The 2910-nt window shown below is 57.3% G+C and carries 2 protein-coding genes; both read right to left on the bottom strand.

The features are described from left to right. Positions 1–235: 235 nt before the first annotated feature. Positions 236–2053 (bottom strand): isopeptide-forming domain-containing fimbrial protein, encoded by a 1818-nt coding sequence (locus tag I2G43_RS02185; RefSeq protein ID WP_195534929.1) that lies wholly within the window; start codon positions 2051–2053, stop codon positions 236–238. Positions 2054–2167: 114 nt separating this feature from the next. Next, positions 2168–2910: SpaA isopeptide-forming pilin-related protein (locus I2G43_RS02180; RefSeq protein WP_195534928.1), on the bottom strand; the 743-nt coding region annotated here is incomplete at its 5' end.

Raw genomic sequence — 2910 nt, 5'->3', positions numbered from 1 at the left:
CGTGCGCCTACGGACCTTAAACCGAACCTCATACGAGTCAAAAAACGCGATGACGGATGAGTCCGCATCGGACGGTGGAGGCTGCCTGTGTTGTCCAAAAAGAACGGGGCAAACTCCAGTGTGGAGTCTGCCCCGAAATTAGAATGGCAAAGCAAGAACGTCGATGGACGAGAAAAGTGTCCGCAAGTCTCATGGCCATCACATCCCACCTGCCAAAGGGATGGGTGAGTGAGCGTTACTCCTGCTCGGACTCCTCAGCCTGCTTACGGCTGCGGATGAGGTGCGCCACGCCGATGCACAGTACCGCGCCACCAGCGATCCAAGTGAAGGTCACGCCGTTGAGGCCGGTGAGCGGGAGGCCGACGGACTTGGTATTGCCGATGGTGATGTTAATTTCACCGGTTTCGACATTGGCAGCGGTATTATTCGTAGCGGTCAGCGTATTATCGCCCGGAGTGTTGTTGAGCGTGCCGAGGGCGACATCGGAACGAATCTCGTCATTCTGAGAGGGGCTGACCGTAATCTTCTTAAGCTCTGCCGCATTATCCTTATACTCTGCCTTAATAGTAAAGGTGAAGGGCTTGGCGACGGTATATTTATCACTTGGTGCCTTAGTCTCAGTCACCGTGTAGGAGCCAGCATCGAGTCCCTTTGCTTCAATCTTTCCCTTATCGTTAGAAGTAAACTTCAAATAGTCCGGAAGAGTTGCGCCAGTAAAGCTCACAAGTTGGCCAGCAACGACTTTTCCGTCTGAACTATCTTTTGAAGCAACGTATTGATTCAAAGTGTCCGCATCAGCAGACTGAATGCTGAACTCGGCGCCCGCAAGGCCCTTCTCGGTGCCTTGATCGACCTTGTTAATGTTGAGCTGGAAGGTAAAGTCTCCAGCGCCACCTTCGACAGACGTTCCTGTTCCTTCGGCATAGGGATTGTTGGAGTATTCCAGCTTAACAGTGTTGTAGTTGCCCTTCTTCTCGCCAGTGCCATTACCGGTAACGGCATTCTTGTTGAGCTTCGCCTTATAGAAAACAACAATCTGGGTGCTAGCGTCTACGCCCTGAACATCCTTTAGGCCTTTTTTGTTGTTGGCCTTATCGACGGCAAAGTCAACCGTCAAAACACGGTTACCGGCACTCGGAGTAGTCAGGTTATAGGCACTGCTATCAATCAGAGTGTAATCGCCGTCCCCGTTCACTGCGTAAACTGTAAGCGAATCCTGTACGTAATCGAGGCCATTCGAAAGAGTGTCCGTGAACTTGTATGCATAGGAGTCATAGGTGGCGTAGTTATCGGCGACCGAACCGGTAAGCTTATAGGTCACTTCCTGGCCAATTTGGGAGTCGGCAACGCCAGACCAACCATTTGTCTGCTGCGTGGGATTAGCAGGAGCTGCGGCAAGAATCTGCTTGTCGACAGTGGGGATACTAGTCTTCTCGGTTACAGTCACAGCCTCACCGCCCACGATTGCGAAAATCGGGGATGTACCGGTGTTCGGCTTACTCGAGTCGAGATTATTGGTCACAAACAGGTAGTAGCCGCTGCCATGCGTTGCATCGGGAGCCCAGGCGTTACCGGCAGTGATATTAGACTCAGCCGGGTTCTCACCCTTTACAGCATTCGCAACTGCATAGAGAACGCTGTCGGTAGTGATTCGCGTTCCATCCTCGCCCGCATGAGCGCCCTTCGCATTCGCCATGAGGAAGTCGGCGACTTCCTGAGCCGTAGGATCCTCGGACAGTTTGTTATTCTTCGCTAAGCTCTGATAACCCTTCCAGTCATTCTTAATGGCGGTAATAACTTTCGGGCCAACCGTCTCACTCGCCCACGTAATGTTCTGCGCAGTCTTGCCACCATTCGTGTCAGTAACCGTGGCCTTGAAGATCTGATAAGCCTTGAACGTATTGTCCTTGTTGTCCTCGGCAACCTTATTGATGGTGATGCTGTCCGCCGCGCCCTCAGCAAACGCCATGGTCACAGGCGCCATGACCCCGCCGAAGCTCAACGCTGCGGTGAGGCCGGCCGTTACTGCCAGGCGGGCGATGTTCTTGCTCATACTCATCTTCTTTTCCTCTGCTTTCTGCTTGAATTCCGCTTGATCTAAAACCATCTGTCTGTGTCTAAGCATCTGCTTGGTTATGTCTCGCCCCGCTCTCTGTGGGGCCATTGGCTACTCTGCATGGTTGCCGCCTCCCCGCTTGATCAGGAGCGCGACCACGAGGAGTGCGGCTCCGGCGACCGCTGCGGCGGCCACGGCGTACATTGCCATATCGCCAGTCGAGGGCATAAAGCCTCCGGTGATAGTGCTAGGGGGCGTGCCGGTAGGCGTGTTGATGAGCGACGCCTCCAGGCTGCCCGTCGACCCGTCCGCGTTGTCGGCGCGCAGGGGCGACTCGGCCGTGATGGTGAGCTTGGGCTTGGCGGCGGCCACCTGGTCGACGTCCAGGCCCTCGGCCTTGACCGTCACGGAGCGCGTGCCCTCAAAGGCGGTGTAGCCCTTGGGCGCCTTGAGCTCGCGGACCTCCAGCTTGCCCGAGTCCACGCCCGAGACGGTCACGCGGCCGTCCTCGCCCGTGGTGACGGTGGCCTTGCCCTCCGCATCCCACGTGCCATTGGCCGCCAGCGTGCGACCGCGGTCGTCGGTGATGCTCAGGACCGCCCCGGGCAGCGGCCTGTCGCCGTCGCTGCCGCGCTTGGTGAGCGCGAGATCCCAGGTGTAGGCCGTCGCGTCATCGCTCGGCGTGCGGGTGAAGCCGGCGTCGCCGGACTGGTCGGCAAAGGGAGAGCGTGGGTAGCGCAGGTAGACCTCGTTGGGGTTGCCCTTGGCGATGCCATGATTGCAGCCGCTGGCGAGTGGCGCGTTGTACACGGCGACCACGCGGGCGCCCGCGGTGAAGGCGTCGGCCCCGCCGA

The sequence above is a fragment of the Collinsella aerofaciens genome (assembly GCF_015557435.1).
Taxonomy (GTDB): Bacteria; Actinomycetota; Coriobacteriia; order Coriobacteriales; family Coriobacteriaceae; genus Collinsella; species Collinsella aerofaciens_Z.
Note: the sequence above shows the minus strand (reverse complement) of the source record. Positions and strands in the feature narration are given on the sequence as shown.